Annotated in this window: 25 protein-coding genes; 8 read left to right on the forward strand and 17 right to left on the reverse strand. The window is 38.6% G+C overall.

What is annotated here, in order from left to right; all coding sequences use genetic code 11:
- The gene (locus ACIQAA_RS16375; RefSeq protein WP_402621485.1) at nt 1-1,542 is read right to left on the reverse strand and encodes a spore germination protein; all 1,542 of its coding nucleotides are present in this window, start codon (nt 1,540-1,542) and stop codon (nt 1-3) included.
- A gap of 138 nt (nt 1,543-1,680) precedes the next feature.
- Between ACIQAA_RS16375 and ACIQAA_RS16380 the strand changes: the two genes are divergently transcribed.
- On the forward strand, nt 1,681-2,493 hold the full coding sequence (locus tag ACIQAA_RS16380) for an alpha/beta fold hydrolase (protein ID WP_402621487.1): 813 nt from the start codon (nt 1,681-1,683) through the stop codon (nt 2,491-2,493).
- A gap of 132 nt (nt 2,494-2,625) precedes the next feature.
- Nucleotides 2,626-3,558: a DMT family transporter gene (locus tag ACIQAA_RS16385; RefSeq protein ID WP_402621488.1), complete on the forward strand. Its 933-nt coding sequence runs from the start codon at nt 2,626-2,628 to the stop codon at nt 3,556-3,558.
- 139 nt (nt 3,559-3,697) lie between these two features.
- Here the strand turns inward: ACIQAA_RS16385 and ACIQAA_RS16390 are convergent, their stop codons facing one another.
- Nucleotides 3,698-4,858, reverse strand: a complete 1,161-nt coding sequence (locus ACIQAA_RS16390; RefSeq protein WP_402621489.1) for a hypothetical protein — start codon at nt 4,856-4,858, stop codon at nt 3,698-3,700.
- Nucleotides 4,859-5,057: 199 nt separating this feature from the next.
- Between ACIQAA_RS16390 and ACIQAA_RS16395 the strand changes: the two genes are divergently transcribed.
- A complete protein-coding gene (locus tag ACIQAA_RS16395) occupies nt 5,058-6,671 on the forward strand; it encodes a LysM peptidoglycan-binding domain-containing protein (protein ID WP_402621491.1) in 1,614 nt (537 codons plus the stop codon).
- A 334-nt stretch (nt 6,672-7,005) separates the two neighbouring features.
- On the opposite strand, the gene ACIQAA_RS16400 is transcribed toward ACIQAA_RS16395, so the two are convergent.
- Complete coding sequence (locus ACIQAA_RS16400) at nt 7,006-7,206, reverse strand: cold-shock protein (protein WP_026568674.1); 201 nt, start codon at nt 7,204-7,206, stop codon at nt 7,006-7,008.
- 294 nt (nt 7,207-7,500) lie between these two features.
- The gene (locus tag ACIQAA_RS16405) at nt 7,501-8,238 is read right to left on the reverse strand and encodes a DUF2161 domain-containing phosphodiesterase (protein WP_402621493.1); all 738 of its coding nucleotides are present in this window, start codon (nt 8,236-8,238) and stop codon (nt 7,501-7,503) included.
- Between the two features lie 201 nt (nt 8,239-8,439).
- Between ACIQAA_RS16405 and ACIQAA_RS16410 the strand changes: the two genes are divergently transcribed.
- Nucleotides 8,440-10,011, forward strand: a complete 1,572-nt coding sequence (locus tag ACIQAA_RS16410) for a hypothetical protein (RefSeq protein ID WP_402621494.1) — start codon at nt 8,440-8,442, stop codon at nt 10,009-10,011.
- 43 nt (nt 10,012-10,054) lie between these two features.
- On the opposite strand, the gene ACIQAA_RS16415 is transcribed toward ACIQAA_RS16410, so the two are convergent.
- The 3 genes from ACIQAA_RS16415 to ACIQAA_RS16425 form a co-directional block, all read right to left on the reverse strand.
- A complete protein-coding gene (locus ACIQAA_RS16415) occupies nt 10,055-11,155 on the reverse strand; it encodes a threonine aldolase family protein (protein ID WP_402621496.1) in 1,101 nt (366 codons plus the stop codon).
- Between the two features lie 132 nt (nt 11,156-11,287).
- Nucleotides 11,288-12,277: a biotin synthase BioB gene (gene bioB / locus ACIQAA_RS16420; RefSeq protein WP_402621497.1), complete on the reverse strand. Its 990-nt coding sequence runs from the start codon at nt 12,275-12,277 to the stop codon at nt 11,288-11,290.
- 18 nt (nt 12,278-12,295) lie between these two features.
- Nucleotides 12,296-12,892 carry a biotin transporter BioY gene (locus ACIQAA_RS16425; protein WP_402621498.1) on the reverse strand — a complete coding sequence of 199 codons (597 nt, stop codon included), beginning with the start codon at nt 12,890-12,892 and terminating at the stop codon, nt 12,296-12,298.
- 223 nt (nt 12,893-13,115) lie between these two features.
- Between ACIQAA_RS16425 and ACIQAA_RS16430 the strand changes: the two genes are divergently transcribed.
- The gene (locus ACIQAA_RS16430) at nt 13,116-13,556 is read left to right on the forward strand and encodes a GNAT family N-acetyltransferase (RefSeq protein ID WP_402621500.1); all 441 of its coding nucleotides are present in this window, start codon (nt 13,116-13,118) and stop codon (nt 13,554-13,556) included.
- 83 nt (nt 13,557-13,639) lie between these two features.
- On the opposite strand, the gene ACIQAA_RS16435 is transcribed toward ACIQAA_RS16430, so the two are convergent.
- The 4 genes from ACIQAA_RS16435 to ACIQAA_RS16450 all read right to left on the reverse strand — a co-directional run bounded on the left by ACIQAA_RS16435 (nt 13,640) and on the right by ACIQAA_RS16450 (nt 17,196).
- Nucleotides 13,640-14,656: a S66 family peptidase gene (locus ACIQAA_RS16435; RefSeq protein WP_402621501.1), complete on the reverse strand. Its 1,017-nt coding sequence runs from the start codon at nt 14,654-14,656 to the stop codon at nt 13,640-13,642.
- Nucleotides 14,657-14,719: 63 nt separating this feature from the next.
- Nucleotides 14,720-15,274, reverse strand: coding sequence for a GNAT family N-acetyltransferase (locus ACIQAA_RS16440; protein ID WP_402621503.1), 555 nt, complete (start codon nt 15,272-15,274; stop codon nt 14,720-14,722).
- A gap of 13 nt (nt 15,275-15,287) precedes the next feature.
- Nucleotides 15,288-15,971 (reverse strand): phosphatase PAP2 family protein, encoded by a 684-nt coding sequence (locus ACIQAA_RS16445; protein WP_402621505.1) that lies wholly within the window; start codon nt 15,969-15,971, stop codon nt 15,288-15,290.
- Between the two features lie 136 nt (nt 15,972-16,107).
- Nucleotides 16,108-17,196 (reverse strand): FAD-dependent monooxygenase, encoded by a 1,089-nt coding sequence (locus ACIQAA_RS16450; RefSeq protein WP_402621506.1) that lies wholly within the window; start codon nt 17,194-17,196, stop codon nt 16,108-16,110.
- A gap of 357 nt (nt 17,197-17,553) precedes the next feature.
- Between ACIQAA_RS16450 and ACIQAA_RS16455 the strand changes: the two genes are divergently transcribed.
- Complete coding sequence (locus ACIQAA_RS16455) at nt 17,554-17,745, forward strand: hypothetical protein (RefSeq protein WP_402621508.1); 192 nt, start codon at nt 17,554-17,556, stop codon at nt 17,743-17,745.
- Nucleotides 17,746-17,812: 67 nt separating this feature from the next.
- Here ACIQAA_RS16455 and ACIQAA_RS16460 read toward each other — a convergent pair whose 3' ends face one another.
- The 5 genes from ACIQAA_RS16460 to ACIQAA_RS16480 all read right to left on the reverse strand — a co-directional run bounded on the left by ACIQAA_RS16460 (nt 17,813) and on the right by ACIQAA_RS16480 (nt 21,450).
- Entirely contained in the window at nt 17,813-18,208 is a 396-nt protein-coding gene (locus ACIQAA_RS16460) for a DUF3147 family protein (protein WP_402621510.1), read from the reverse strand.
- Nucleotides 18,209-18,224: 16 nt separating this feature from the next.
- Complete coding sequence (locus tag ACIQAA_RS16465) at nt 18,225-18,587, reverse strand: DUF3147 family protein (RefSeq protein ID WP_402621511.1); 363 nt, start codon at nt 18,585-18,587, stop codon at nt 18,225-18,227.
- 202 nt (nt 18,588-18,789) lie between these two features.
- Nucleotides 18,790-19,722 (reverse strand): D-2-hydroxyacid dehydrogenase, encoded by a 933-nt coding sequence (locus ACIQAA_RS16470; protein ID WP_402621513.1) that lies wholly within the window; start codon nt 19,720-19,722, stop codon nt 18,790-18,792.
- A 25-nt stretch (nt 19,723-19,747) separates the two neighbouring features.
- A complete protein-coding gene (locus ACIQAA_RS16475; protein ID WP_402621514.1) occupies nt 19,748-19,939 on the reverse strand; it encodes a hypothetical protein in 192 nt (63 codons plus the stop codon).
- A gap of 65 nt (nt 19,940-20,004) precedes the next feature.
- The gene (locus ACIQAA_RS16480) at nt 20,005-21,450 is read right to left on the reverse strand and encodes a DEAD/DEAH box helicase (RefSeq protein ID WP_402621515.1); all 1,446 of its coding nucleotides are present in this window, start codon (nt 21,448-21,450) and stop codon (nt 20,005-20,007) included.
- Between the two features lie 366 nt (nt 21,451-21,816).
- Here ACIQAA_RS16480 and ACIQAA_RS16485 point away from each other — a divergent pair, with 366 nt between their 5' ends.
- Nucleotides 21,817-22,407 (forward strand): guanylate kinase, encoded by a 591-nt coding sequence (locus ACIQAA_RS16485; RefSeq protein WP_402621516.1) that lies wholly within the window; start codon nt 21,817-21,819, stop codon nt 22,405-22,407.
- A gap of 141 nt (nt 22,408-22,548) precedes the next feature.
- On the forward strand, nt 22,549-23,001 hold the full coding sequence (locus ACIQAA_RS16490; protein ID WP_402621518.1) for a S1 domain-containing RNA-binding protein: 453 nt from the start codon (nt 22,549-22,551) through the stop codon (nt 22,999-23,001).
- Nucleotides 23,002-23,093: 92 nt separating this feature from the next.
- Here the strand turns inward: ACIQAA_RS16490 and ACIQAA_RS16495 are convergent, their stop codons facing one another.
- Entirely contained in the window at nt 23,094-24,101 is a 1,008-nt protein-coding gene (locus ACIQAA_RS16495; RefSeq protein ID WP_402621519.1) for a DUF3231 family protein, read from the reverse strand.
- Nucleotides 24,102-24,147: the final 46 nt, after the last annotated feature.

Raw genomic sequence — 24,147 nt, forward strand, 5'->3', positions numbered from 1 at the left:
TTATCCCTTTCTTTGTTTAACCATATCCTTTGGTTTTAAATATCCTGGCCGGAACCTTTCCTTCATTGGAATATGGCGTATCAATAGGTCCTTTGATGAGAAGGAATGTGGTGTCATCGGTGCAAAATAAGGTGTGCCAAATGATTTCAATGAGACTAAATAAAAGAGTCCTCCAATAAACAAAGCGGTAACTCCATAAATTCCGATAAATCCCGCTGTAAATATAAATAAAAAACGGGTAATCCGAATGGCGAAATTCATACTTATGTCAATGATAATAAAAGAGCTTAACCCGCTTAAGGCAATAACGATAATGACGATTGGACTTATGATATTTGCTTGAACAGCTGCTTGACCTAAGATTAAGGCACCTACAATCCCTATCGTTGGACCAATCGGGGATGGCACGCGTAATCCCGCTTCACGTATTAGCTCAAAGGCAAGTTCCATCATCAAAACTTCAACGATGGATGGAAAAGGTACCCTTTCTCTTGTTCCTGCAATCGCCATCAATAAATCCGGAGGAATCATTCCAACATGAAAGTTCGTAATCGCAAGATATACAGGGGAGGTAAAACAAGCAACAAATAGAGCAAGGAATCGTAAAATTCTAATGAAATTACCGTATGGTGTGCGCAAGTAATGATCTTCCGGTGAATGAAACATCGCCCAAAAGGTAGCAGGCAGGATTAAACAGCTGGGTGAATTTTCCATCAGTAAAATAATATGCCCTTCTTCAATAAAAGCGGCAGCGCGGTCAGGACGTTCTGTATATACGATTGTTGGAAATAAGGATCTTGGACGTTCCTCGAGTAATTGCTCTAATATACTTAATTCAAGAGTACTATCAATATCAAATGATTTTAGCCTCTCTTTTACATTTTCAAGCAGCTCCTTATTGACAAGGTCCTTTTGATAAACAAGAAATACATTATTCCTGGAACGTTTTGAAACCGTCTGCGTTTCAACGAGAAGATTTTCATTTTTAATTTTTTTTCGGATTAAGGCAATATTGTCAATCACCTTTTCATTAAAAGCTTCTTTTGCTCCTTTTACGATTACTTCATTTTCAGACTTTTCAATCGAACGTCCGCGTATTTTTGTTGTTTGAAATAAATAGCAATCGGTGTCTCCATCAACAAATAGTGCAGTGACACCTGCAGTAATAAATTCCGTGATGTCCCCAATATTGGTAGAAGTATTTTCAATTGGGTAGGAAACAATATCTTGGATTTTTTTTGAAGGGTGCTCATTATCTATTAATGGTTCCTCAATACCTTCCATAATGGCTTTTAAATCTGCCATTGTACTTATATAAATGATAAATGCCTGTCGATTTAGTTGTTGAATCGTAAACTTACGTAATTTGACATCTGTATTATCCGGAATGGTAAAAATCGACTTAAATGTTTCTAAATTTTCCTCAATATGTGTACTTATGTCTTGTTTTTTTATCTCAATTTCCTCTACATTGGATTCTTCTTTAAATTCAGGTTCAGTGTTGAGACTTTTCTTCAACAACTTAGTCATCTTTTTCCTCACAATAAACCCCTCCCAGTTTTTATATCGTTTTCCATCTAAAGGAGTTTTATGTATGAATAGGAACTTACTGAAAATAAAAAGAAGTTCAATTGAATATAGTTAGAAATAGAACTCTTTACTTTAAGGAGGGGGATCTGCATGGGGTATTATGTAAAGGTAGAAACAGACGTTGATATTTATATTGAAGATATAAATTGGAGAGGCTCGAAAACGATCCTTTTTTTACACGGTTGGCCAGCAAATCATAAGATGTTTGAATATCAATTTAACCTCCTTCCAAAACTCGGATTTCGATGTATAGGCATGGACCAAAGAGGCTTCGGTCAATCAAGTAAGCCATGGAGCGGATACGATTATGATCGGTTAGCCGATGATGTACGAGGTGTAGTCGACGCATTAAACTTACAAAATATTACGCTGGCGGGGCACTCAACAGGTGGAGCCATTGCCATACGATATATGGCACGTCACCATGGATATGGCGTCTCAAAGCTTGCACTTCTAGCAGCTGCAGCTCCCAGTGTCATTCAACGTCCTTATTTTCCTTATGGGTTACCTAAGGAAGAGGTTGATAAAATCATCCAAGGAACCTATAATGACCGTCCTAACATGCTGCAGGGATTTGGAGACATTTTTTTCTTTCAGTATGTTACGAAACCATTCTCAGATTGGTTTTTCCAACTAGGTCTTCAGGCAGCCAGCTGGTCCACTGCAGCCATTGCGAACACCTGGTTAAATGAAGAAAGATTATTTCATGATTTAGGAAAAATCAAAGTTCCTACCCTCATCCTTCACGGAATTCATGACAAGGTCTGTCACTTCCCTTTAGCTGAAGCACAACGACAAGGTATTACAAATTCTATGCTAGTACCCTTTGCAAACAGCGGTCATGCCTTATTTTGGGAAGAAAGGGAAAAGTTCAACAAGGAATTAGCACAATTTATTGGTTGAAACCTAAATGATGAATGTCCGGAGAATAGGGTTTTACTTAAAAACTCTATTTTTTTATGAAAATTTTTATTTCGAAATTCGAAAAAGATGGTAAAATACAAGTTATTACATTTTATGGATTAGGGGATTGGAATGAAAAAGAAATGTATGATTTATGGAATGCTGTTTATTGCAACGGCAACATGGGGAAGTGCCTTTATTGCTGGTAAAATTGCTGTTCAAAGCTTTGAACCGGCTACGGTAGCATTTTTACGTTTTTTAGGGGCTGCAGTCCTTTTGTTTCCGATTATGTGGCTCATGGAAAAAAATCGAAAGAAACCTACACTAAAAGATTATGGATTATTTGCGGTTCTCGGCTTAACGGGTATTGCGCTCTATAATATCTGTTTTTTTATCGCCACCAAGCAGGCACCAGTTATTAAAAGTTCGTTATTTATTGCCTCAAACCCGGTTTTAATTGTCCTTTTATCTGGAGTATTTTTAAAAGAAAAAATTATGAAGAACCATATCATTGGCATGGTGATTGCTTTATCAGGTGCGGCCTTTATCATAACCGATGGACATATCCTTACATTGTTCCAACTTGGCTTTCAGACCATTGATTTCGTTTTACTTGGAGCTGTCATTAGCTGGGCATTATACAGTGTCGTTGGTAAAGTTGTCTTGAAAAAATATAGTGCTGTTGAATCTACCACCTATGCGGTTGCGTTTGGTACGGTTTTCTTAGCACCGTTTGCTTTTGTTGAAACGTCTTGGCATGATATTGGGCAGGCTGATTTCTCAACTTGGGTGGCAATTGCGCATATGAGTATTTTTGTAACCGTGGTTTCCTTTATTATGTATTATTACGGGATCAAAGAGGTTGGTGCAGCCAAAGCGTCTATCTTTATCAATGTCATGCCGGTATCCGCTGTGTTGATGGCTACTATCTATTTAGGAGAAACCTTCACCTGGGCTCACGGAATTGGAGCTGCGTTTGTATTAACCGGAGTTTATATTGGAACAAATACGAAGTTATTTAATCGGAAAATACCGGCAGTAACGGCAGCGGATTTCCGATCATAAAAATTGCTCTAGGGGGAGTCTCCCTCTAGAGCGATTTTTTTATTTAGGAAGAATTAAAACTCGCTCAAGTGAACGAGTTTGATTAACTATTATTTTTCCATACCTTTGCTAGCATCCTAAAACATTGAAATTTCCCCTTTTACTCATTGTTCAATAACGCTATTTTTTCCATTTCAATGACCCTTTTTAAATAGTCATATTCTGCTTTTTCGAGGATGTCTATTTCTCGGTTGGTTGCCAGGAGGATTTGGTCCCTGCACTTTGCCACTCGTTGAATCATCGGATGGATCGTTAAACTTGATAGATTCACAAAGTCGTACAAATCATTCAAACAAACGGGCAGCTTATAGCCTTTATTGCTGGAGGCAATTAATAACCCCTGGTCGCGCAGCTTCGAGACAATATTTGACCGAAAATAATGCTGCTTGATTTTATTGATTCTTATGGCATTAAGATTATCAAGGATTTCTTCGGTATACACATATTCATCAGGATTTTCTTTTAAATTGAATAATAGAAACTTCAATAAATCAATCCGAACTTTTTCGTCCTCTTCTTCACTTTTTCGATGTTTTTCAATGTATTGATAAGCTAAGTTAACAGCTTGTTTTATAATAATCTGATCGGTTTCTGAGTCCGTTTTTTCAAAATGGTAGTCGTATAGGTAGTGCTTGTAATCATGCGGCCAAAGATTAATCGTGATGATTTTGTTTTTCAATAGTCTATAAAACGAAGGATACTGACTAGAGTTATGTTTTGCGTCATACCCTTTTGCAATTGTCTCAGCGATAAACTCTGCTAATTCCAAGAGAATATCGGATTCGCTGCTGTTAAAGCCAAAGGTTGAATAATTAAATAAGTCTGGAATGCACTTTTGTTTTACGTAAGCAATAAATTCCTGTGTAAACTCCTTTGCTCCCTGTTCATCCGCGACAAGGTCAAGGGTGTCAAAGGTACGATATAAATCATCAAAGATTTTCTTGTTAAAAAATTTAATAAACGTCTTTTCATAGGTAACGCCGCTGTCTTCGCGAATTTTCCGCTTATCAATGACATATGCGTACACCTTAAAAGGGAGGTCCTTTAAATCCTGTAAGATTTCCATTCGAAGACTATCCTCTATTTCCCTTTTTGAAAGGTGTTTTCGCTGAATTCTTTCTACTTCCTGCTCGAGAATATGTTTATCAGAACCTTTTACTAAAATAGAAACGATTATAAAGTGGGTTGAAGTCTCAGGTTGATCAAAATCGAATCCATACTGGCCAAATTCATTTATAAAAGCATATTGGATATCATTCAATTTTTATCCCACCTCACCAATGGAAAAACTTACTATACTTATTTCAACAAAAAGTCCTCTAAACCTTTTAAATATGCTATTTTTCCTTAAATAATCCTTTGGACTATCATCCCTATTGTAAAAACAACCTAATATTATGGTTTTCTTGAAGAATACTAACGTTTATATTTGTTTTTTCAAAAGGAGACTCATCGACAAGTTGAATGTTCAAAGACATGAAATTAGAAAATTGAATCCACTAAGTGACGAATATACGTTATTTATCTACCTGGATGACCATTTATCAGAATTTGCTGCCGAACTAGGCACGGAACCCTCTTCGAATAAAAATCTGCAAGCAACAGCTAAGCAAATACTAAAAGAACGGTACCCTGGTTTAAAGGTAACGATGATTAAGGTCATCCTTGGGGGTATGGCGGTTACATCCATCTCGTTAAGTACAACTGATAGCAACGCTGTACAAGCAGCAAATACCCCGGCTAATGCAGCCCAAACAGATGGAAATTCGATCACTACTTACACTGTGGCTGCGGGGGATACTGTCTATGGTATTTCGAAAAGGTATGGAACCACACCGGAAGCTTTGAGAAGCGCCAATCATTTAACATCTGACTTTCTTCAGATTGGGCAAGTATTAACCATCCCGTCAGTGGGAGCTAAATTTTACACTGTGGCGGCGGGGGATACTTTATATAGTATTTCTAACCGATTCGGGACGACTGTTGCTTCCTTAAGAAGTGCAAATAACTTAACTAGTGACATTCTCTCCATCGGACAAAGTTTAACCATTCCTGCTGCTATGGCCTCACCCTCTCAGCCGGCTGCTCCTATACCTGCACAATATACTGTAGTGGCGGGTGATACGTTATATAGCATTTCTAATCGCTTCGGGCCAACCGTCTCTGCTGTGAGAAGTGCGAATCACTTAACCAGTGATATCCTTTCAATCGGTCAAACGTTAACCATTCCGGCTGCTGTGGACTCACCTCCTCAACCGCCTGCGCCTGCACCGCTTGTCAAAGAAGAGAGAAAAACCTTTACATATGCAGTAAAATCTGGGGATAGTCTTTCCGTAATCGCGAAACGGTTTGGTGTTAGCGTTGACAGTATTCGAGCGGTGAACCAGTTAAGTAGCGATTTTTTACAAGTGGGTCAAGCTCTAACCATACCTGATGGGTTGAATGCACCCACTCATGCGGGAACGAATACCATTACGTATACCACGCACACCATCGCATCTGGTGAGAACATTTGGGACTTAAGCGTACGTTATGGAGTTCCTCAGGCAGAATTATTAAAAGCTAATAACTTAACGACTAGCAGTATGCTTTCAGTGGGTCAAGTATTGAAAATACCTGTTCATAATATTGGCGTAAAAGAGGTTGTCAGTGAAAGACATGGAGAAGATATGGATTGGTGGACGGAGGCTCAATATATTTTTACCATAGGAAAGACAGCAAAAGTGACGGACTTTGAAACGGGGAGAAGTTTTTATATAAAACGGACCATTGGCGCGAACCACGCTGACAGTGAGACAGTAACTACAAATGATTCCAATATGGCCAAAAGTATTTGGGGAGGATTTTCTTGGACTCCTAGAGCTGTGATCCTTGACATCGATGGAAGAAAAATAGCAGCCAGCATGAGTTTTATGCCTCATGAACGGAAATATATATTGCTGACAATGGCATTACAGGACATTTTGATGTTTATTTTGGAAACAGCACTCGCCATGTCGATGGAAAAGCAGATGCAAAACACCAAGCGCAGGTTGAAAAAGCCGCTGGAATCCGTTAAACAAGTAGTTTTTTGATTATTTTCAAAAATAATTAGGGATTGCGTTAAATGTGTGCTATACTGTGTCTACCATTTGCTTTACGTTTTACGTTTTTCGATTACCCGCCCTGCTCAATACCTGAGCAGGGTTTTTTTGTTTAAAAATATGTATTTTCCTGATTGTATTAGAGATTTTGGCATGATTGATATTTAATCGTTACCACCAACCCCACTTTTTCTTGTTCACGGGCACGAATAGCTTCTTTAATCGCAGCCACCGACACTGCTTTTCCTCATCCAAGGCCGTAATCCCCCCTATACAACGAAAAAAGACTCTCAAAAAGAGAGTCTTTTATATATGTCGGTTCTTATTATGCTTTACGAACGTTAGTAGCTTGGGGTCCACGTTGACCTTGTTCTACTTCAAAAGTAACTGCTTGACCTTCGTCTAAAGTTTTGAAACCTTCGCTTTGGATAGCTGAGAAGTGTACGAATACATCGTCTCCTGCTTCTCTTTCGATGAATCCGAAACCTTTTTCTGCATTAAACCATTTTACTTTACCTTGTTCCATTTGTTGTTTCCTCCTCGTGTGCTGTGCACACATTGTGTTACTATCCTTGCTCAGTTCTTTAGACGTAAAGTTTGAAAACTTTTTAATCCAACTGACAAACAAAAATAATTCTTCCTTACTATAACAGAGATATCCAATTAAAGCAAATCAATCTCAAAAGTTTTTTTCTACACCGTTTCAAATACCTTATTTAACATCGTCCCCTGCTGTGCAAAATGGGTATGCAAGGAGAAGGTTATTTCTAATACATGCGGGGTTTGACCACCTCTCGTTAATGCCTAATTGCTGCACTCTTCAATGTGATTCTCCCCCCTCCCCTAATTTTTCGAGATAATATTTAACTAACTCCTGATACTCCTGCACCTCAAGCCTGCCCTTTTCAGTAATAGCGTAGGTACCTCTCTTAATCCGTTCAAACCATCCATAATAGTTATTTGTTAAGATAGAGGGGATTTTATCACCCGCACCCAAAACCTTTAACGCCTTTGGAGATAATGGTCCCATACTATCTAGGATACAAGCAATTTGAATGCAATTTTCCTTGTAGGCGGTCATGATTTTCGTCCGGCTGCTTCCGCCCACATTGAAATCGGCACTGCGTCCGCTAATTTCTTTCAAAATGGCTTCTCTCTTCATCTTGTTTCTACCGGCTGCTATTTTACGATTGAAAGGAGTTGGATGGATCAGGATATCTGCTTTCGAGCGGTTCCCTGGAAAGGAAACGACAATTAAGCCAAGCTCCAGCCTTTTAACTAGATTGCATTTATCTGCCCATTGCTTAGAATTCAACCTGCCTTTTGGTCTAGGAATGGCAATGTATACTTGATCCGTTAACTTTTGCCGTTTGGCTGCCTGAACAAGAAGATCCACACTTAAGGTGAGTTTTAATTCAACAATAACCAGCTCATCCTCTCTCACTGCGACGATATCACAGTCCTTCACTTCACCATACACTTCATAGCCTTCTAATGAAAAATACCTTTGTATCGGTTTATATAAATCTACCTCTTGCAGCTTTTTCTTTTCTGTCATATGAATCTCCTAAAAAACATTTTTCTCCTAGTTATCTTACCATGAAAATGGTATGAGTTTTATCCAATACCAAGCCAAGTTCTAACTAACAATTTTTTACAAAGACGGTGTATTTGCAATAGCCTATTCTGTCAGAATTATGTTACTATTATTTTTGTCAAAATAAATAGAGAATTAGAAAGAGGATCTTGGGGGTCTAAAATGAACAAAAAATTCGCAGCTAAGCTTTATTGGATTGTACCTGGGGTTATTCTGGTTTTAGGAATACTTCTATTATTCTATGAAAACTTTTCCGATGTGACTGAACACCCTGCAGATGATTGGAGCAGGGCCCTGACTGTGGGGAAAACAGATTTGAATCAACTGCCACCTGCCAAAGTCACGGAAAATGGAGATTTTGTTTTCACACGATTTGAAGGTGAAAAATTAGCCACTACCACTTTGGGCAAGGATTTCACTGTAAAGGATGAGCAAACGTACAACATACCGGTAAATAAATGGACACAAGTTTATCAGCAGGATGACACAATTATCTATTTTGATTTTAAAAATATTTATGATCAAGATAAGAAAATGATCGTCTCCGATGTTGAGAAGTTCTATCCTTTGGAAACTACCACTCTTTATATCAAAGATCATGTGCTTTATCAACTATCACCAGAAACGAAGATATCTGAAAAAATGATGGATATTGATTTGGATAAGCTGGATATCATTCCTCAAGAGAACGAAGATGGAGTAAATCTATTAACCTATACATCCGATCCAACTGGCGTCGATATTACACTGCAGCAACATGCAAATGGAAAAATGAAGACCGTGTATCAGTCTAGAATAAATGTCGACCCAGGAAAAGTTGTCAATGATATCTCATTTGCATTGGATGGTCAAAAATTAGCACTGTTACTTCAGGAAGAGCTTCAATCCACTCAAGGCGGGAATCCTGAGTTTTTTAACTATTTTTTACTTACAAGTGTAACAAATCCTAAGGCGCAAACTCTAACACAGTTAACCTTTGACGATCCAGCGGGTACTAACAGCTTGAAGGAAGTTTCTGATGTTGTTCTTACGTTTCGCAATGATAAACCAACGATTCTTTTTCATGCAGATGGGCGAACTCAAACCCAATTCAATGACAGTACAACCTTTAATATCTATTCTGCAGAAATAAGTGAAAGCGGCGCCACTAAAACGGAGCGGCGCAGCAATACAGCTGAAATATCCACGAACCCGCAATGGATCAATGAAGAAACCATTGCATGGGTGGATTTAGATGGTGATGGCCATAAAATTAAACTATCATCTGCTGATTTAAAAACGGTCGATCCATTAATTAAGTATACTCAAGACGATTGGCTGCAGGCACTAGGTAAAACGTTTGGGATGATTACCTCATCCTTTTTCGGAATTGCCTTTGCTGTGATATGGTTTATCTGGCCGATTCTTTTCGTTGTTTTTATGTATATCTTTAGAAATAGAATCGCTGATCGCGATCCAGTTTGGTTTTTTTACACAGGAATTGGACTTTACGCGATAGCGGCACTTATTTGGAAAGATCGATTTTTCGTGGACAACATTTATTTAAACGCACCGGGTTACTTAACCTTTACCGGCAGCTCATATGTTTACATGATTGTTTTTGCCCTCATCGCTTTTTGGTTAACGATTCATACTAAAAAGGTAAATGATTGGGCTGGGACGGCAAGAATCAGCTATTTTGTCGGACTTCACATTTTACTATTAACGATTTTCTTTGGACCTTATATTATCTAATGAAACATCCCCATTTTTAAAATGGGGATGTTTTCTATAAACTTTATAGAGTTTTTATACTTCTCATTTTTTCATCCAACATTTGAAAAACCTTTTTTACATCCTCCTTAGGCAGCTGAGCATACAAGTCACCTATACTAACTTCGTAGTAACTAGTTGTCTTCGTAACTTCCCGAACATAACTTGTTAAGCCGATGCCTGTTTCTTCGTAGATGGATGCTAGAATCTCTTCCATCTCCTCTTTTGGTGCTTCAAAATGGACATGAAACATATTGGAGACTGGTTCCAATGGCTTGGTTGAAACTCCGTAACATTGGTTAAAGCCTTGGGCAAATTCTTTTGTTTCTTGATAGTACTGATTCATCTTTCCCACACGGTGATCAAAATAATAATCAGCACTAACGATGTACGGATAAAAGCTGATTAAATCGCCGCCATGGCGCCTTTTCCACACTTTTGATTCTTCCGTAAAGGCTTTATCCCCCGCAAGGATAGCCCCTGCGATCCCGCCAATTCCTTTGTAAAAAGAAACATATACACTATCAAAAAGTGAACAGACTTCTTCAGCTGATTTTTGATAATAAGGTAAAATTTCAAATAGTCTTGCCCCGTCTAAATGTAATTTGATTCCCTTTTCCTTGCAGTAAGCCGAAATATCTTCCAATGTTTTATATTCAGGAAGCTGGCCGCCAATCTCCCTTTGCGGCAGCTCGAGCAATAAACAAGCGATATCCTCAGTTATGCCAGCCACATCTTCCAGCTGAATGACGCTGTCTTTATCGGCTAATAAAATCGTCTCAATATGGTGCAGTTCCTTCAATCCATCTTCTTCGTGAATTTCCAAATGACTTAAGGGATGGTAAGCTACTTTTTTGATTCCTTTCTGGTCACACCAAATCCGTAAGGCAATTTGCTGTGCCATTGTCCCGCTTGGAAAAAATACAGCAGACTCCTTACCAAGGTACTTTGCCATTTTCTCTTGGAAGTCGTCGATGACATTACCCTTTCCGTACATCTCGCTTTCCATCTCTCCATCAATATCGATCAATGCATCTTTCAGCACCTGAACATTCCTCGGACCATGACCAGGCACCTTATGTTTTGCCTTTTTATAAGCTTCTCCTAAAATATTTATCTCTGACATTGGTGTTCTCCCTCCAAGACTACTGTCTTAATTCATCAAAGATGTTTCTACCCTTTTAATGGTATTTTATACTAAAACATGCAAAAAAGGGCATCATCTACTAGATGATGCCCAAATATTCTTTTATCCTATTTATTGGACTGTTTCTTTTACAAAATCGACTTCAAATCCTAAATCTTTCAGCATTTGGTGATCTGCCGTCGTTTCTTGTCCTGAAGTGGTTAAGTAATCTCCTACAAAAATGGAATTCGCTGCGTATAATCCAAGCGGCTGCAAGCTTCCTAGATTAACCTCCCGCCCGCCTGAAATTCTGATTTCTTTCGTTGGATTCACATACCGCATAAGAGCTAAAACCTTTAAGCAGTACCTAGGATTCAACTCTTTAGTACCTTCAAGCGGAGTACCATCTATCGCGTGTAGAAAATTAACCGGAATGGAATCCGCGTCTAATACTCTTAGACTCATTGCCACGTTCACTACGTCTTCCTTTGTTTCCTTCATACCGACGATTACCCCTGAACATGGAGAAATTCCAGCTTCTTTTATTAACTCAACCGTATTTACTCGATCCTGATACGTGTGTGATGTCGTGATGGAGTCGTGGTGGTTTTCTGAGGTGTTAAGGTTGTGATTGTAGCGGTCGACACCCGCTTCTTTCAGCATGGCCGCTTGTTCCGGTTTTAAAATTCCAAGGCAGGCACAAATCTTCAATTGATATTTATCCTTTATTTCCTTTACTGCTGAAACCACTTGGTCCACTTCATGTTTACTTGGACCACGTCCGCTCGCAACTATGCAATACGTACCAGCGTGAAGCTGGTACGCTTGTTCAGCTCCTTTAAGGATGGTATCTTTATCTACCATTCGATATTTTTCAATCGGTGCATTAGAAATACTAGATTGCGAACAATAGCCACAATTCTCAGGACAAAGACCTGATTTTGTATTAATTAACATATTAAGCTTAACCTTATTTCCATAATAATGATGGCGAATTACGTAAGCTCCATGCAGCAGTTCTAGTAATTCCGTATCGCTGGAATTTAGAATATCCAATGCTTCCTCTTTTGAAATATCATGGCCATTTAGCACCTCTAACGCTAATTCCTTCCACTTACTCATCCAATCCCTCCACTACCCTTAACTCGCTTTTTTAACATTTCTGAATTGACTTTTTGATAAGGTTCGTTTTAAACGATGTCCCATTACACCTGCTAAAACGGCAAGAATAATATCCTTTGGAAGAGGAACGACCATCCATAACCAAGCCATTTTATAAGTAAAACCATCCGGTGCAGAAGCCCAAACTTTATAAGCGGCATACATCCAGTTCGTACCGAAAACGTAATTAATTGCCATGCCTACAAGTGCTGCGAAGGCAAATACCCCAACTGTATTTTTCATTTTTTCAATTATGTAACCAGTAACGAATGCTGTAAACACATAGGAAACAATAAAACCAAATGTAGGCTTCAAAAAAGTGCCAAATCCTCCGCCAAATTGAGCAAATACAGGTACTCCCACTAAACCGACGAATGCGTAAACCATCATGGCAATAGCACCCAATCGGCTGCCAAGAACGACGCCTGCTAAAATAGCAAAAAATGTCTGCAGCGTGATGGGTACACCCCCGACGACCATAAATGGAGCAATGGAAGTAATATTAGCCCCAACAGCCATTAGTGCCACAAACATGGCCGCTGCTGTTAGCTCAGTTGTTCTAAGTTTCATAAACATCCCCCTAATATATTCTATAAATTAAGAATAATTGGTTCGATAATTTATGTCAACTTATATTATACTTAGGTTTACATATTAAATGATTTAATAACTGCAACCTTTACTAGAAGTTCGAGTCTGACCCATGCTAAACAGCAACAATATTTACCTATTTTCATACTATAGAGCAGGTATTTGACTAGATAAATGGTTTAGTTTTTCAAAGGAGATGCAATGGTACATGACGATTAGAAAAGCAACTTACGAGGAGACTCAAAGTATATTAAATTATCATTTAGAGGTATTAAAGGAAGCCACTATGGGGTACGTTAAACCAAGTCGCGAAAAAGCAATTGAAATGATGACTCCATTTTTGAATGGCGGCGGGTATTACCTTGTCCGGGTCAAAAATAATGTCATTCAAGGATGGGTTGGTTTAGGGCGAATCATCGACCAAAATACGGATGAAATGGTCGGTTTTATCAATGAAATGTATGTACTCCCAGCCTATCGCAAACAGGGTGCAGCGGAAAAATTATGTAAGGCTGCTTTCATACAGTTACGTGCTGAGGGTCATAAGAAGGTCCAATTAAACGTTTATGCCGGTAACCATGCGAAACACCTATATGAAAAGCTTGGATTTACAGAAGTGTCCACTCTAATGACAAAGAACTTAGATTAAGACTAGTCCCTGGAAGCAAAAAAGAGGTCATCAGAATAAAATCGATGACCTCCATCTTTCAAAGTCAAGAACTCACAAATAATCTATGCTTTAAAATGTTGCACAACTGACCCTTTACCATCCTCTACTTCTATTACACCATACGCTCCATTTACAAATGTGATTTGTGGCGGTACATGACCACAATCCACATCATAAATAATCGGGATTTGGAGTTCATTGGACAAGCCTTGGTAAACATCCTCAATCGTATAGTTCTCCACTGGTTCATTGGCAGGACTGCGGCCAAATAGGATACAGGATGTATTCTCAAACCAGCCTGCTAATTTCATTTGAACTAACGTTCTTCGTAAATCCGTTGTTTTTAACTCACAATTCTCTAGATACCACATGATAGGTTCATCATTGATATATTTCTTCCTGAAACTTTGCACGTCACCATACGGAGTGCCAATTAAATGGCGGATAACGTCAATACATCCTCCAAGCAAACGCCCTTCTGCCTTAACCTTGTCACCCGAAACGGTTTTCCAATAAGTTGGTTCTGTTAAATGGAATACACAAGGAGACGGGTTATCATGCTGCCATTCTTTTTGATATTTTTCAGAAGAATGCTGGGTAATCGAGGCTCCGGTTTTTGTTGTTAATACACTTTGCCACATGGCAGTTGTTTCATCGGAGAATTCACCTCTTAAATCGATTAAGTTTGTTCCATTTGCTGTTGCAATACCGGTCTTTAACGTGATTGCCAGCAGCAAAACACTTGTATCAGAGTAACCGAGCACCCACTTGTTCTTCATGTTAGCAAAATTAATCTCTTCTAAAATCTCAATAAGCAGCTCCCCGCCCCACGGTGGGATGATGAGATCAATCGCTTCGTTCTGCATCATTTCATTTAACTCGTGGGCACGTTTCGCTGCCGGTGAAGATTTGGCTTTGTCCTGGGTCCAGACCGTTTCTCCGCAAATGATATGAAAGCCTCTTTCTGTTAATCGACTAGATGAACTCTTCACAAGTTCGTGCAATTCTTCTTCAACACCAGAAGAAGGAGCTGTCACTCCAATTGTTGCGTTATTTTTAAAAATCGGATACGTAATCATCTTGGATCCTCCCCTTAAAATAGAATTTATTACCATTATTCTACTTTGTTTAAGGTAAGAGGACTAGCTTAATTTGTAGGATTCTTTATGGAAAGATGCCATATACTTGAGGCAATCTTCTCCTTTTAATGGTGTTGCAGGCTTGCTCTTAAGGTAAAGAACCATCGCCATATAGTGTTGAGGACCCCATTTGTAACAATGTTTATAGTCATCTAACAGGTGAAACCCGCATTTTTCCCAGAAATGGATTCTTGCATGATTCTCAGGTATGTTATCACATTCTACTTCAACTAATATTCTCTTGTATTGTTGCTCCGATTCAGCCCATTCTTTTATGTAATCAAAAAATTCCTTTCCAATACCATGACCACGCACGTTCTTTCGTACCGCCAAATAATCCAACAGCAGTACACTCGATCCTGGCATAGAACCTGTAAGTGCCATTGCCAGAACCTCATCGTTCTCCATTAACACATGAAGTGCACTAAGACCCCTGAAAAACATATTTCGGATAATCTTTTCAGGCTTAGTGGCATGTTCGCCAAAAGCAACAGTATAAATGTCTCTGGTCTTTTGCCATAAATCTTCATCCCATTGTCGAGTTGTGATAAATTCCATTGTTCTTGTTCCTTTATTTTGAAGTTTTTACTGATCTTTTTAACATTCTACTGGCAAGCTGCGGCCGTCGCTCCAAATACCACTGAAAGAACCATATGGATGCAGCAAGCCAAAAACCACTGGCCAAATAACCACCAATAATATCACTAGGATAGTGGACCCCTAAATAAATCCTGCTCACCCCAATCATGATAATGAAAAAGGAGCTAAAGAGAAGCAGCAGGGTACGTCCGACTCGATTAAATATATGCCTCCACAGTAGAAAGGTTAGGATCCCATATACAGTAAAAGCATTCATCGCATGACCACTTGGAAAACTATAACCGCCAATTTCAATCAGCCGATGTAAATCTGGACGTGCACGTTGGAAAATTTCTTTCAGCAAAAGATTTAGGATGGGTGAACCTGCAACAACCCCAATAAATAATAGCAATTCCATTCGATGATGCAACACCTTATAGAGAAAGAAGATAATAAAAAGGCACAAAATCACCACGATTTTAGTTGAACCAATTTCTGTAAAAAACTTCATAATGGATGTTATATAAGGCGCTTCCTGCGATTGAACCGCAGCAATAACAGCATGATCAAAATCAACCAATTTATCTGCCCTAATCAATATCGCCACCAAGCTAAAAAGCAATAGCGAAAACAAACTCATAACAAACACACGTGTAACCTGAAACCTCAAATTCATGTTGATAACCCCTTCATAATCGATAACCATATAATTACCCATTTTCTAAATCCTAATAATTCTAACACAAATAAAAAGAGCACCAAATATACAAAAAACGCTGCATAAGCTGCGTTTTTTGTATATTTGGTGCCTGTCACCCTACAAATTTCTCGTAAAAGGTTGTTTCTTGTTTTACTTGCATGATTTGTTGTGATTTGATTTCGTTTCTTCTGTTCATTTCAAATACCTTTAAATGTTCAGAACGTATATTATTTTCCATTATCGCTTTGGTTAAGATTGGTGCTAGGATATGTGCGTCTTTCATCCCACAATTTATTCCGATTGCACCGGTTGGTGTCATGGTATGAGCAGCGTCCCCTATAAGGATTAATCCGTCTTCTACCCATGTTTCACAGCGGGAGCTTTGTACCTTTAAACAAACAAAGTCGCTCCAGGATTGAAGATGTTCTCTCACACCATCTTCTAGCTCTGGAAAACTTTCAATCAATGGTTCTAAGAAAGGCTGTATAGAACCTTTCCTTAATGTAGGAAAAGATCCCTCTGGTATATTCCAGCCTATTTGAATGAATCCTCCCGTTTGGCTAAACAACGCAAGCTGATGACCATTAACCAGTGCCATTCTTGTTGTCGGTTCCCATCCTTCTGGAGCTGGAATTTTTGCCCACAGGACATCATATCCGTGTGTCATTTCGATTGTCGGTATCTTTGCAAGCTTCCTTACCGTTGAATAACGACCATCTGCCCCGATTGTCACTTTGCATGAGATCGTAATTTCTTCTCCGTTTTGTAGTGCTTTTACACCCGTATAGATTCCCTGTTCATCCTGAATTAATTCTTTAACCGTTGTATTAAATAAAAGTTGGAATTGATTATTGTGTTCCGTCTCTTGAATGATTGCATTTAATAAATGTGCTTGTGGTACATGGATACCAACGTGATCCTCATGGACGCCTGGAGAAATACTCTTCACCATATTTCTACCAGAATAGTATTCTACTTTTTTCATTTTGAGGATACCTAGCTCTTCTATTTTCTCAAATAATTTATGCTCTTTTAGGATGGCTTCTGTTTCGGCATTAATATGCTCGCCTCTAAATTGCCTATTCACTCCAGCAGATCGTTCTATTACGATAGTTGATACACCGTTTTTAGCTAATAAATGTCCGAGTAATGTTCCTGCAGGTCCGCCGCCAACGATACAAACATCTGCTTGTAAGTTCATTTTACCCACCTTCTACTTATATTAATTTTCTATATATTAATGTATTTTCATCAAAATGTTTGCTTCCAAAAAGTTTCATGATAAGAAAAAAAGTTAAGTATAGAGTAACAAAATTATTAAAAACGGTCAATCTTTTCTTCACCCTGGCTGTTACCATTTACCTATGTAATCCACTCTGATTGGATATGTTATACAAGTATTTTAAATTTTTTGTAAATTTTACTTCAAATTGTTTGAGTTAATTTAAAGAAGAGGTTAATCAATGTTAAGAAATGGCAAATTGAATCTATTTCCTTTCAAAAGCTTGTATGATAATCCTGTAGTACAAATTGCAAGCATTCAAGGAGGAATTTTGAGATGAAAAGTTTCAAGACTTGGTTAGTTGCTACAATGTCAGTTTTTATGTTGCTTGGAGTTGCCACTGGTTGTGCTGATAATGGAAATGATGACACAGAAACAGAAGAAATAGAACAAAACGAAGAAGGTACTGAAGAAGGTACTGAAGGTACAGAAGAAGGTACTGAAGGTACAGAAAATACAGAGGAATAATCATTATATAGTTTATACGCAATATGTAACATGAAACAAGGCGGCCAACTGCCGTCTTGTTTTGTCGTTATTTATGTCTAATTAGAATATTCGTTCCAAAGATATTTCTTCTTTTATTTTTAAGATTGTCTCTAAACGTTGAAACAATGATGGAACTGCCCAGCCAGAACAGGAGCCCAAGTACAATACTTAACGTCCAGTTGCTGCTGACTTGTAATACGGTCCATACCGTCGCCACACACACCACACCGCCAATCATTCCAAAAACCGACCCATTTGCAATCTTCGCTGCATTTTTTGAACCAGAAGCAATCCCCACCATTAACACCGCTGTAATCATCACGGCTGGAAATGCTGCAAAGATTCCAGCTAGAATTTTCCATGGAGAAATGACTGTTATTAAATAGCTTACCATTACGGCTGCCCCGCCGAGAATAAAGCGAATCAGTAAATCCTTATACATAAATAGCACCCTTCCCTCATGCGTAAGTTGTAATCATCACAACAGCCATTGAAACAACCAGCCAAAATCCCATAGCTTGTAAAAGTCCGCGTTTCCATCCTTGTCTTGGCAAGAGATAACCTGCAAGAATCGCTACCATAATATTAATTCCCATGCCGACTATGGCGCCTTTGGACAATAATATGGAATGATTTACAAGTTCATCACCACTGAAGTCCAAACCAACTGTCAATAAAGCTGCTAAATACACAGCTGGAAATGCTGCAAAGATCCCTCCAGCCTTTTCACCTAAATTCCTAGCAACTAGTGTTGAAACAACTACAGCTGCTCCTCCTAAAATAAATCTTATCAGTAACGCACTTATTGAAAGTTCGCCCATGGTGATTCACCTCTGTTATTTTTGAAAACTAATCTATTGTGAATTGTTTCACATAAGTATGACATACGTTCATTTTACCTCATTTTCACGCCTTCACATGTGAACATTTCTTTACTATTTTTAAAGCGTTACCATAGTGAAGTATATAGGGTAACTTAAAAAAGAAAAAAACCCTAATTTAGGGTTTTGGACTACAGCTATATCAATAGCCTTTTTTTGTATCAACTCTATTAGTAAGCGGCCTGTTTTCGTCAATGTTCTTAAGGGTTTCGAGAAAACAAGCAGCCCCCTCCCTCGGGGTCGTAACGGCGGAGATATGTGGAGTTATTTGAACTTTAGGATGATTCCATAACGGATTGCTATCTGGAAGCGGCTCTTGTTCGAATACATCAAGTACAGCAAATCTAACTGTGTTTTCATTCAATGCCTGCAGCAAGGATGCTTCGTCAACTGAAGCACCTCTCCCCACATTAATAAATCCTGCACTAGAGAATTGATTAAAGATGGCACCATCAAATAATTTCTCTGTTCTTTCCGTCAACGGCAATGTATTGATCAGATAATTCATTTCATTTAATACAGAAAAATGGGAATCAACCGTCATAACCTTTTTATAACCAGCTTTTTCCTTCCCGCTTAAAGATACCCCGTACACGTCAACCCCTAATCCGGAAAATACTTTCGCAATCCTTTGACCGATTTCACCGGTTCCATAAACCAGCACTTTTTGCTCTCCTATTAATTTCGGTGTAGACTGAACCCAATTTTTTTGCTGCTGCTGCGCTTGAAAGCGGTCATGCAGCTGTAAATCTTTTAGGACATAACTCAAGCAATACTCTGCAATCCTTTGTCCAAACGAACAAATCGTTCTTGTTAATACGATCCCTTGATTCCAATCTTTCTTATGTAAAAAACGATCAACGCCTGCGCCCAACGAGTGAACCCATTTCACAGTGTTGTAGTCATAGTCAGCTTTTAAATTAAATGAAACGAGTGCATCTGCCCAGCTTACATCTTTCTGTGATAACTCTTCCTCCGGCATAAAACGAAAAATCTTATGTGAAGCTTCCTTTTCTATTAATCCCTGAAGTTCTCTATACATCGGACTGACCAGTAAAATATTCTTTATATTCATTTCCTTCCCCTCTCCTTCAGTAAACTTACTCTTTTGGCACGTCGAGAGCTTGATATGCTGTCTGATATTTCCCGCCGTCTGCTACTTCTGAATGATATAAAGCCTTTAGAGCAAAATTTTTCTCAAGATCATGTTCGTTAATCAACTCTTTTAAGTGCACCTGTAATTCTTTATTTTCTTTTACTAATTGCTTCATTTGTGATTTAAAATACTTCATTGGGCAGCAAATCTCCTTTTTTATGATAAAAATAGGGACGATGAAATCGTCCCAGTCTTGATTCATTATTTTAAAGCCTTACTTACTTTCAATTTTTTTCCTTTGACAGTGGTGTGTTCCATGGCTTGCAGGACTAATGAGCCTTTGCCGTTAAGAATGTCAACATAAGATAAGTTGTCCTGGATGGTGATGATGCCAATATCGTCCGCTGAAACTCCTGGAATATTGGAAATGGTCCCAACAAAGTCCACTGCGCGAAGCTTCTTCTTTTTGCCGCCACTGAAGTGGAGCTTGGTAATATCCTTGTTAATTCTTGCAGTCTTATTATTTCTGACTACTCTCCGCCCGCTAAGTTTTTCTTCAAATGCCGCTTTCCCACTCGTAACTTCATCCTGCGTCGGAGCGTCCATTGCGGGAATTTCGAAGCCAATATATCTTTCAATCGCCTTTAAGAATTTCCCTTCAAATGGTGTTGCGAAGGTTATCGCTTTTCCTTTGTTGCCGGCCCTGCCTGTTCTGCCTGTCCGGTGTACGTAGCTTTCTTTTTCCATCGGAACATCGTAATTAATAATCAGTGTCACATTATCAATATCGATTCCCCTCGCGGCCACATCCGTAGCTACTAAATAACGGAAATTCCCTAATTTAAATCCATCCATCACAGCAAACCGATCCTCTTGTTCCAGCCCGCCATGTAGTCTTTCACAGGAATAATTAGCTTTTTCCAATTCCATATAGACATTCTCTACATTTTCTTTTGTCCGGCAAAAAATCATACAGCTATCTGGATTTTCAACTACTGTTACATCCTTCAAAAGTGAAATCTTATCTTCTTCCTTCACTTCAATGACTGCATGTTCAATCGTATTGGTTGTGACACCAGTTGCAGCGATCTCAATATGAATCGGATCTTTCATATATCGATGGCAGAGGTTTTCAACATCCTTCGGCAGCGTTGCAGAAAAGACCATGGTTACCCGGTTCTCAGGAAGTTCTTTGATGATGGCTTCTACTTCGTCAATAAAGCCCATATTTAGCATTTCGTCCGCTTCATCGATGATTAAATATTTAATTTTATCTAATTCGAGTGTTCCTCTTTCAATGTGATCGATGGTTCGACCAGGAGTACCCACGACTACATGCGTTTTTTGTTTCAATTCTTCCTTTTGTTTCGAGAAAGGCTCTTTCCCATAAACCGCCATCGCTTTAATCCGTTTAAACCGGCCAATATTTGTTACATCTTCACGAACCTGGACAGCCAGCTCCCGAGTCGGTGTCAGGATTAATGTCTGGGGTTTTTTCTCCTCCCAGTCCATCATCTCGCAAATCGGAATCGCAAAGGAAGCAGTCTTGCCGCTGCCTGTTTGTGATTTTACAACCAAATCTTGATTTTCTAATGCCTTTGGTATGACTTCTCTTTGTACTTCTGTAGGATTATCGTATTTTAGTACCGTAAGCGCCCTTCTTATTTCCTCGCTTAACGGATAATCCTCAAACTTTTTTTCACTCATGTAGCAACCTCATTTTTTAGTATTATCCAACTTCTATATAGGATTTCTCTGAAAGAAATATCATATGCAAAATCTGAATATGTTCATTATACTTGAAATACAACACTTTTCGACTTTTTATTTCAATGTATTGTTACACAACAGCTTTACAACATTAAAGAGAAACGGTACAGTATTTTTATAAGCTGCCTTATGGTATAGTCATCTCCTATAATTAAAAAACAGAAAAGTCCAAATTTTTCTCGAAAATCTGTTATAATAGAAATATCCTGCTATAAGGATATTATAGATCACTCACTGGACAGCAATTTCATACATCTGTGGATCTCTTTTTTTATTTACTATATTTTTTTTAGGAGGTAATCTATGTATAAAATCAAAGATAAGGAAAAGCTTTTCATTTACACTGGACCCGATGGCTCTGGGAGAAAAACGATTGCCAAAATGGTCGCGACCGCGTTTGATATGGAAACTGTCCTCTCTTACACGACTCGTCCTCCCCGTCATTACGAGCAAGATGGCGTAGACTACCATTTTGTTTCGGAAGAAGAATTCAACAAGCTGAAAGACAACGATGAATTCCTTGAAAGCGTAGATATCGATGGAATTCATTACGGAATCCGCGAAGAGGATATCGTTAAAGCTTTTGAAAATCATAATCTTGTCTATTTAACATTAAATCCTGAAGGCACTGAAAAATTGAAAAGCATGTATGGTGACAAAGTCATGCGCTTTTTCATTTTTGCTGACCGTGACACGGTTATTGCAAGACATCAGGCTCGAAAGGATACAGAAGAAGATATTCAAAGACACTTAGCACACTATGATGAAATCATGGCTTATAAAACTGAATGTGAGCATGTCTTTGAAAACTATGATTCACCGCAGGTATCTTTTCAAGTGAGTGAAGTCATAGAAGCTTTTCTTGATCGTAACCGAATTGTTACTGATTACTAAAAAAAGGTCCAGATGATAGGATTTTATCCTGTCATTGGACCTTTTTTATGTTTACTGGCTCAAAGACAGATAACCGCTTGAAATTGTCTGATTAACCGTGTATAATTAAGTGTTGAAAACATTATTTAGGGGGAACTCTTTTTGTCGATCGAAGTAGGCAGCAAAGTACAAGGTAAAGTAACGGGTATTACTAATTTTGGAGCGTTCGTAGAATTACCAGGTGGCACAACTGGTCTTGTGCACATCAGTGAAGTAGCTGATAGCTATGTTAAAGACGTAAATGATCATCTTAAAGTAGGAGATCAAGTTGAAGTTAAGGTAATTAGTGAGAAAGACGGTAAAACTGCCTTGTCTATTAAAAAAGCTATTGATAAGCCAGAAGGTCAAACTTCTTCTTATTCCCAGCGTCCACAACGCCAAGGAAGAGATAACAGGCCATCAAAAGACTTCCGTTCAAAAGGCGGCAATTTTAAGCCAAAAGAGAACTTTGAAGATAAAATGGCTAAATTCTTAAAAGCTAGTGAAGAAAACTTATCCAGCTTAAAACGCAACACCGAAACGAAACGTGGCGGCAGAGGCGGAAGACGCGGATAATTATAGATAAAGAAGGCATGCCCGCTGTGGCATGCCTTCTTTTATGTTTTAGAAACGAAATCTTATAAATGCTTTTTATAATTAATTCAACTCTAATTTTTTGCCAAATCTCTACGATTTGCTGCTAATGGCGGCTGTACTAACCATTCGTTCTGGATCATAAGATTGGCTCCATCCTCGGAAAGTTTCAGAACCTCCACATTAAATCTTGAATAATCAACAACTAAGTCGGTTTTCTGACTTTCCGATATCGCAATCCCGTAGTTACCTACGCCAGCATAAATCATTAGATTAAAATGAAACATCATTAATTTATCAGAAAAAGGGGATTCAGTGGAATCTGTCACTTCCTGTTCAAACGCAATCGGAACTCCTAGTGAGTCCATTTCCAAATAGCTGCTTAAGACTTTAATATGCTTCAAGGATACATCTTTACCTCTTAAAAGATATTTTCGGACCTGCTTGGACTTGGCCACTTGGCTAAAAGCGGTTGTAATGGCCACACCAAGGCGATTGGTCAGAACGTTTGCATAGAGATTGGTAACCTCTGTTCCCGTTAGTGCTTCCCTTCTTCCTACCCCTTCTAAGATAAACGATTGTTTATGTACAAATTCTAATTTTTGTGGATACGGAATAACAGGCGGGCGCATGGCCAGCCCTTTTTCTAATAAAATCATCGCTGCCTTAGAATCCAGTTCAAGGGTATCTGTCAAACATTCAGCGTAAAATGAACGAATATCCTGGCGATAGACGTTTTGTAATACTCTTGCATAGGTTACTAAACCGCCCTTAGACATGTTCCGAACATACCTTAGGTAAAAAATATCTGAAAATAACCGTTTAGCTAATAAATTTACATCTTGTTCGGTGAACCCTTGTGGAATCTGAATTTGTTCCTTTGTAAATATCTCACGAATGAACTCAACATGTTTTTGAGATAATTCTAATGCGTAAGTGGTCAGGGATTTAATTTCCTTGTCATCGATATGGACTAGAAAATACTTCAAAACGCAGACAGCCATACTGTCAGCAAGATAACTTGTCCAAAGATAGGACAATTCCGCTGCCGTTAACTTGATATGATCGAGGCTTTTATCCATAAAAATTTCCTCCTATTTTCTTCAAGCATAATATTTCCAAAATAGG

The organism is Neobacillus sp. NPDC093182, from assembly GCF_044754045.1.

Coding starts and splice junctions, on each gene's coding strand:
- ACIQAA_RS16425 (WP_402621498.1), bottom strand. CDS start 12,892: ATGTTTATGAAACTTAGAACAACTGAGCTAACAGCAGCGGCCATGTTT.
- ACIQAA_RS16400 (WP_026568674.1), bottom strand. CDS start 7,206: ATGGAACAAGGTAAAGTAAAATGGTTTAATGCAGAAAAAGGTTTCGGA.
- ACIQAA_RS16405 (WP_402621493.1), bottom strand. CDS start 8,238: ATGACAGAAAAGAAAAAGCTGCAAGAGGTAGATTTATATAAACCGATA.
- bioB (WP_402621497.1), bottom strand. CDS start 12,277: ATGAGTAAGTGGAAGGAATTAGCGTTAGAGGTGCTAAATGGCCATGAT.
- ACIQAA_RS16445 (WP_402621505.1), bottom strand. CDS start 15,971: ATGAATTTGAGGTTTCAGGTTACACGTGTGTTTGTTATGAGTTTGTTT.
- ACIQAA_RS16450 (WP_402621506.1), bottom strand. CDS start 17,196: ATGAACTTACAAGCAGATGTTTGTATCGTTGGCGGCGGACCTGCAGGA.
- ACIQAA_RS16475 (WP_402621514.1), bottom strand. CDS start 19,939: ATGAAGTATTTTAAATCACAAATGAAGCAATTAGTAAAAGAAAATAAA.
- ACIQAA_RS16385 (WP_402621488.1), top strand. CDS start 2,626: ATGAAAAAGAAATGTATGATTTATGGAATGCTGTTTATTGCAACGGCA.
- ACIQAA_RS16465 (WP_402621511.1), bottom strand. CDS start 18,587: ATGGGCGAACTTTCAATAAGTGCGTTACTGATAAGATTTATTTTAGGA.
- ACIQAA_RS16410 (WP_402621494.1), top strand. CDS start 8,440: ATGAACAAAAAATTCGCAGCTAAGCTTTATTGGATTGTACCTGGGGTT.
- ACIQAA_RS16440 (WP_402621503.1), bottom strand. CDS start 15,274: ATGGAATTTATCACAACTCGACAATGGGATGAAGATTTATGGCAAAAG.
- ACIQAA_RS16435 (WP_402621501.1), bottom strand. CDS start 14,656: ATGATTACGTATCCGATTTTTAAAAATAACGCAACAATTGGAGTGACA.
- ACIQAA_RS16380 (WP_402621487.1), top strand. CDS start 1,681: ATGGGGTATTATGTAAAGGTAGAAACAGACGTTGATATTTATATTGAA.
- ACIQAA_RS16470 (WP_402621513.1), bottom strand. CDS start 19,722: ATGAATATAAAGAATATTTTACTGGTCAGTCCGATGTATAGAGAACTT.
- ACIQAA_RS16430 (WP_402621500.1), top strand. CDS start 13,116: ATGACGATTAGAAAAGCAACTTACGAGGAGACTCAAAGTATATTAAAT.
- ACIQAA_RS16495 (WP_402621519.1), bottom strand. CDS start 24,101: ATGGATAAAAGCCTCGATCATATCAAGTTAACGGCAGCGGAATTGTCC.
- ACIQAA_RS16460 (WP_402621510.1), bottom strand. CDS start 18,208: ATGTATAAGGATTTACTGATTCGCTTTATTCTCGGCGGGGCAGCCGTA.
- ACIQAA_RS16455 (WP_402621508.1), top strand. CDS start 17,554: ATGAAAAGTTTCAAGACTTGGTTAGTTGCTACAATGTCAGTTTTTATG.
- ACIQAA_RS16485 (WP_402621516.1), top strand. CDS start 21,817: ATGTATAAAATCAAAGATAAGGAAAAGCTTTTCATTTACACTGGACCC.
- ACIQAA_RS16480 (WP_402621515.1), bottom strand. CDS start 21,450: ATGAGTGAAAAAAAGTTTGAGGATTATCCGTTAAGCGAGGAAATAAGA.
- ACIQAA_RS16415 (WP_402621496.1), bottom strand. CDS start 11,155: ATGTCAGAGATAAATATTTTAGGAGAAGCTTATAAAAAGGCAAAACAT.